This is a genomic window from Crenothrix polyspora (assembly GCF_900163755.1).
Classification (GTDB): domain Bacteria; phylum Pseudomonadota; class Gammaproteobacteria; order Methylococcales; family Methylomonadaceae; genus Crenothrix; species Crenothrix polyspora.
Genome location: NZ_FUKI01000026.1, coordinates 1 through 5,846 on the forward strand (window position 1 = coordinate 1; position 5,846 = coordinate 5,846).

At 45.0% G+C, this 5,846-nt stretch carries 5 protein-coding genes; 4 read left to right on the forward strand and 1 reads right to left on the reverse strand.

Annotated features, from left to right (window positions below; translation table 11 throughout):
* The first annotated feature begins 367 nt into the window (after positions 1-367).
* The 4 genes from CRENPOLYSF2_RS01840 to CRENPOLYSF2_RS01855 all read left to right on the forward strand — a co-directional run bounded on the left by CRENPOLYSF2_RS01840 (position 368) and on the right by CRENPOLYSF2_RS01855 (position 3,884).
* Positions 368-1,903: a Re/Si-specific NAD(P)(+) transhydrogenase subunit alpha gene (locus CRENPOLYSF2_RS01840; protein ID WP_087142266.1), complete on the forward strand. Its 1,536-nt coding sequence runs from the start codon at positions 368-370 to the stop codon at positions 1,901-1,903.
* Positions 1,904-1,918: 15 nt separating this feature from the next.
* Positions 1,919-3,307 carry a Re/Si-specific NAD(P)(+) transhydrogenase subunit beta gene (pntB, locus tag CRENPOLYSF2_RS01845; RefSeq protein WP_087142267.1) on the forward strand — a complete coding sequence of 463 codons (1,389 nt, stop codon included), beginning with the start codon at positions 1,919-1,921 and terminating at the stop codon, positions 3,305-3,307.
* A gap of 96 nt (positions 3,308-3,403) precedes the next feature.
* Complete coding sequence (locus CRENPOLYSF2_RS01850; RefSeq protein ID WP_087142268.1) at positions 3,404-3,673, forward strand: BrnT family toxin; 270 nt, start codon at positions 3,404-3,406, stop codon at positions 3,671-3,673.
* The gene (locus tag CRENPOLYSF2_RS01855) at positions 3,642-3,884 is read left to right on the forward strand and encodes a BrnA antitoxin family protein (RefSeq protein WP_140396762.1); all 243 of its coding nucleotides are present in this window, start codon (positions 3,642-3,644) and stop codon (positions 3,882-3,884) included. Before CRENPOLYSF2_RS01850 ends, CRENPOLYSF2_RS01855 begins: the two co-directional genes overlap by 32 nt.
* A gap of 358 nt (positions 3,885-4,242) precedes the next feature.
* On the opposite strand, the gene CRENPOLYSF2_RS01860 is transcribed toward CRENPOLYSF2_RS01855, so the two are convergent.
* Positions 4,243-5,742 carry an ATP-binding protein gene (locus CRENPOLYSF2_RS01860; protein ID WP_336469711.1) on the reverse strand — a complete coding sequence of 500 codons (1,500 nt, stop codon included), beginning with the start codon at positions 5,740-5,742 and terminating at the stop codon, positions 4,243-4,245.
* Positions 5,743-5,846 lie beyond the last annotated feature (104 nt).

The following is a 5,846-nucleotide window of genomic DNA, read 5'->3' on the forward strand; positions in this document are numbered from 1 at the left end:
GTTCGTGCTGAGCCTGTCGAAGCATGAACTTGCTCAAGTTATTTCGTGCGCGTTCCTTAACCTGAAGCTGTCCCGCCTTAAGTGAGAAACCCTTTGAGGCTACCAGCTTAATACGGGACAAAATGTAGGTTGGGTTACCACTGATTTCCAAAACTTCCAAGGCTTGACCTTACAAAACTGATTTGAAACCGCCATCTAACCCGCTGCAAGTGCCGATTTTTAGAAAGATATTTTCAATACCCGGCATTAACAACAAATTTTATTGAAAAGCGTAGGTTAATCTTCTATGCTCGGCGGTTGGAATTTAACCAGTAAATAAATTCTGAAGCCCCACTATGTTCCCAATTAATAATAACAAGGAAACCGTATGAAAATAGGTATACCTAAAGAAACTCATCCCGGCGAAAAACGTGTGGCAACCACGCCCGACGTTGCCGCACAAATCATCAAGCTTGGCTTTAGCGTCAGCGTAGAAAGCGGCGCTGGCGTTGCCGCAGACATTTCCGACGCGGCTTACCAGGCCGTTGGCGTAGAAATTGTTGCAAACACCCAGGCGCTGTGGAGCGGCGCTGATATTATCATGAAAGTCCGCGCACCGTCCGATGCTGAAGTCGATTTATTGCCTGAAGGCGGACGTTTGATTAGCTTTATCTGGCCTGCGCAAAATGCAGATTTGATGCAAAAACTGGCCGCCAAAAACGTCACCGTGTTGGCAATGGACAGCGTGCCGCGCGTATCCAGAGCGCAAAAGCTCGATGCCTTAAGCTCGATGGCCAATATTGCCGGTTACCGCGCCATTGTCGAAGCCGCGCAACATTTTGGCCGTTTTTTTACTGGCCAGATTACAGCGGCCGGTAAGATTCCACCCGCCAAAGTATTGGTCATTGGTGCAGGTGTTGCAGGTTTAGCAGCAATTGGTGCAGCCAAAAGTATGGGGGCTATCGTCAGGTCTTTCGATACCCGCCCTGAAGTGAAAGAACAAATCGAAAGTATGGACGCAGAATTCTTGATGCTGGATTTCAAGGAAGACGGCTCCGGTACCGGCGGCTATGCCAAAACCATGTCGGCGGAATTTATTGCCGCAGAAATGGCCTTGTTTGCCGAGCAAGCCAAAGAAATCGACATTATCGTCACCACGGCGCTCATTCCTGGCAAACCCGCCCCGAAATTGATCACCACCGACATGGTTAAATCCATGAAACCCGGTAGCGTTATCGTCGATTTGGCAGCTGAACAAGGCGGCAACTGTGAGCTGACTGAAAAAGATAAGGTGGTGGTTAAGCACAATGTCACCATCATCGGTTACACTAACTTGCCCAGCCGTTTGGCCAACCAGTCCAGCCAATTGTACTCTACCAACTTGCGGCACTTGTTGACCGAACTGTCGCCTGAGAAAAATGGCGAAATCAACGTTAACATGGAAGATGAAGTCATCCGTGGCACAACCGTTATCAAAGAAGGCAAAATTACTTGGCCACCACCACCGCCAAAACTGTCCGCAGCACCTGCTGCTAAAGCCGAAGCTACGGTTAGCGCAGCACCTAAAAAATCGCTGATTCCTGAGCCTATTAAGTCTTTGCTGTCGTTAATTATTGGCGGCTTGCTGCTGTTTGGTCTCGGTGCGGTAGCGCCTGCTTCATTCATGTCGCATTTTACCGTGTTTGTGTTGGCGTGTTTTGTCGGCTATCAAGTCATCTGGAACGTTTCCGCTTCCTTGCATACTCCCTTGATGAGTGTTACCAACGCAATCAGTGGCATTATTGTCATTGGTGCGTTAGTGCAAATTTCCGCTCCTGGCATCATCATTACTGTGCTGGCAGGTTTGGCGATACTTATCGCATCCATTAACATCGCCGGTGGCTTTTTAGTTACCCGTCGTATGTTAGAAATGTTCAGAAAATAATTGGGAGCTTCTGCAATGTCACACAACTTAGTTATGATGTCTTACATCATCTCCACCATTTTATTTATTCTGAGCTTAGGCGGTTTAAGTAATCAAGAAACCGCACGACGCGGCAATTATTTCGGCATGTTGGGCATGGCAATTGCCATTGTCGCCACCGTGATGAGCGATACCGTCCACTCTTACACAATTTTAATCTTGGCCTTGTTAATCGGTGGCGCTATCGGTACTAAAGCGGCGCTAAAGGTTGAGATGACGCAAATGCCGGAACTGGTTGCCATTATGCACAGCTTGGTTGGTATGGCCGCTGTGTTGGTGGGTTATGCCAACTTTATGGATCACACCTCCACTGTCACAGGCGTTGAAAAATCCATCCACGAAATCGAAATTTATTTAGGTATTTTGATTGGTGCGGTGACGTTTTCAGGTTCGGTCATTGCTTTTTGCAAGCTGAGTGAAAAAATCAGCGGCAAACCGGTGATGTTACCAGGCCGCCATTGGTTGAATTTGGGTCTATTGGTTTTGGCCGTGTTTTTCGGATGGTGGTTTTTGCAACAAGCCGAAACCGGCGGCGGCACTTTTCCGTTATTGCTGATGACGATTGTGGCGCTGGCCTTTGGCGTACACATGGTGATGGCGATTGGTGGTGCGGATATGCCGGTGGTAGTGTCCATGCTCAACAGTTATTCGGGTTGGGCGGCGGCAGCAACCGGCTTTATGCTCAGCAACGATTTGTTGATTGTCACCGGCGCGTTGGTCGGTAGTAGTGGTGCAATCTTAAGTTACATCATGTGCCGTGCGATGAACCGTAATTTTATCAGCGTGATTGCTGGTGGTTTTGGTTCAGCAGGCGGTGAAGCGGCGGTGGTTGAAGGTGAAGTACAACCGATTGACACTGAAGAAACCGCGCGATTGTTGTTAGATTCCAAAACTATCATGATTATCCCTGGTTACGGCATGGCAGTGGCGCAAGCCCAGCATACCGTTAACGAAATCACCAAGCTTTTAAAAAGCAAAGGTAAAACCGTTAAATTTGGTATCCATCCGGTGGCAGGCCGCATGCCTGGCCACATGAATGTGTTGTTGGCAGAAGCCAAAGTGCCTTACGATATCGTCTATGAAATGGATGAAATCAACGAAGACTGGGATAAAGTCGATGTCACTATTGTGATTGGTGCGAATGACATTGTTAATCCATCCGCATTAAATGACCCAAACAGCCCTATTGCCGGTATGCCGGTACTGGAATGTTGGAAAGGCGACACTACGATTGTACTGAAACGCAGTATGGCTTCAGGTTATGCGGGCGTGGGTAATCCGTTGTTTGTATTAGACAATACCCGTATGTTGTTTGGCGATGCCAATGCGACTTTGCAGGCGGTATTGAAGGCGTTGAGGGGTTAAGTAATAAGGTAGTGTGGGTACATATTTTTTGTGCCCACACGCTATTTGACTGATTTTTTATTGTATGCAGGTAAAAAATAACGCTACAATCACCTCATGAAGTTTATATGGGACGAATCAAAGCGAATCAGCAATATCGATAAGCATGGGCTAGATTTTGCGTTAGCTCATCTTGTCTTTGAAGGTGATACGTTTACCTTTGAAGATAATCGCATTGCTTATAACGAGTGTCGCTTTATCACCTTGGGATTATTAGCAGGAACACCTGTGGTTGTTGTCCACACAGAAACAGAAGATGAGATTCGGGTTATTTCTTTGCGAAAGGCGGTTAAAAATGAACAAAAACTCTACTTCACCAATGTCTGATGACACTATCGATGAATACCCTGAAATTAACCAAAATGACTTAAACAGAGCAATACGTCGTCGTAATTTTGTTGACGTTTCTGAAAAACAAAATATAACAATTGCATTGGATTCCGAGATTATTAACTGGTTTAAAAAAAAATCAGAGGGAAAGGAATATCAATCGCTGATTAATGCTACCTTGAGGGATGTTATAGCGCGTAATCCATAAGAAAATTGAATAACTACGAGTCAAACTTTATGTAGGCTGTTTTAAAAGCGTTGACAAGTTACAGCGTTTTCACAGTTCAATAGTTACAGTGTAACCGTTCGCACTGAGCTTGTCGAAGTGTGCCGTTCATGCTTCGACAAGCTCAGCACGAACGGTGGTTGTAACTGTCCTAAGGAACGCGCACGAAATAACTTAAGCAAGTTCATGCTTCGACAGGCTCAGCACGAACGGTGGTAGCGTTTAAGTTGTTCAAGTTATTTCATGCACGTTCCTAAGTTGAAAACGCTGTAAGTAATATAGATAAAATCGCAGCGGACTGTTTGTTGGCTGCGGTTTTGTAACGAAGTTTAATTAACATTCACTTTCGTGTTTGAGTGCGCCACAGCATTACAATTTCGTTGACATCCAAATGATCAAGCCCGTTTTGCCAATGGGTAAAATAATCAACATCATTACTTTTGGGTTCTGGGTTGGGTTTATAAATTTGTACGCGCATAGGTAAAGGCGTTGCTTCACCCAATATCAACGCTTCACCTCTCCCTAAAGAGGTGAGTATATCGGTCAAATCACCTTCGGCATCGGGTACTAATCCTTTAATATAAGCCTGATCTTCTGGATTGGTTGTACGTAAACAAATAAAAGAGCTGCATTGCGCCAGCATGGTTTCAGATAATTCGGTAGGGCGTTGGCTAACAACGCCAATAGAAACCCCGTATTTACGACCTTCTTTGGCAATTCGCTCCATCATTTTTTTAGTGCCTTCATACTGCCCACCTTGCTCTCTTGGAATATAGGCATGCGCCTCTTCACAAATAAGCGTAATAGGAAATTCTCGTCGCTTAGGATTCCAATAATTAAATTCGTAAACTAAGCGGCCAATTTGCGAACACACAGATGGTCTGACCCCTACGGGTACGGAGCTTAAATCCACCACAGTAATATTGGCTTTATGATCGCCGCCACCGACAATTTGCTTTAAAACACCCACCATACTTTCGGAGTTAACACATTTTTTCGGTTTTAAAAGAAAGTCATAACGCACATCGTTAAAGCGGCTTTGCATGCGGATTAAAAATTCGTCAAATTGACCAAATAACGCGCCGTGTACCTTGCCAAACTCTTTCATTTCTTCGTTGGCGGCTTTAAATTGCAGATACAATTCCATCAGCGAGAAATAAATAGGCGTATCAACAGTCACAGAGGCTAAGCCAATACGTTTGGCTTCTTTGCGTTTCAGTTGCTGAATAATTTCACGCATATACGACTTTTGCATACTACTGCCAGGATCGTAGCGGTCGATAAACAGATCGACTAATTCCGCATAGGTCATTAACCAATAAGGCATTTCCATTGCGGTGGCATCAATGTAATTAACTTGATCTTCTGAAAAAGCGGATTGCAGGTGACCAGCGCTGTCTTTCCAGCAATATTCACCGTGTAAATCCAGCATAATGATATGGGCATGTGGCATAGCCTTGATAGTATTTTGAATAATACTGGTTACTGTCCAAGACTTGCCCGCGCCAGACTGACCAATAATAGCAAAATGCCTACCAAAAAATGTCCGAGGATCAAGGCTAACGTGATATTCCTTGTGTGAAGCAAGTTGCCCGACAAAAAAACGGTAATCGCTAAATTTTGAAAAAATAGCGCTGATTTCGTTGAGACCGACGGCATAGACTTTAGCACCTGGCGTTGGAAATTGACGAACGCCGCGAATAAAATGATTGTCTGCATTAATTTCGCCAACCGGAATCAACGCAATAAAACGTTCGGATTGGCGTGAGCCATTATTGAAATAATCTTTTTCCCAAATTTTAGACACCAAAGCTAACAAGCTAATTGTGGCTTGACGCACAACAACATAGCTCCCGATACTTCCGGCCAACAGGGTGTCAGTACCTAGTACTTAGTCACTCTTTAAGTGTCGGATAAAGCTTTTTCAATTTTATCCGAGCATCC

Excerpts from the sequence above, each read along its gene's own strand:
- CRENPOLYSF2_RS01840 (WP_087142266.1), top strand. The coding sequence starts at position 368 with ATGAAAATAGGTATACCTAAAGAAACTCATCCCGGCGAAAAACGTGTG.
- pntB (WP_087142267.1), top strand. The coding sequence starts at position 1,919 with ATGTCACACAACTTAGTTATGATGTCTTACATCATCTCCACCATTTTA.
- CRENPOLYSF2_RS01850 (WP_087142268.1), top strand. The coding sequence starts at position 3,404 with ATGAAGTTTATATGGGACGAATCAAAGCGAATCAGCAATATCGATAAG.
- CRENPOLYSF2_RS01855 (WP_140396762.1), top strand. The coding sequence starts at position 3,642 with ATGAACAAAAACTCTACTTCACCAATGTCTGATGACACTATCGATGAA.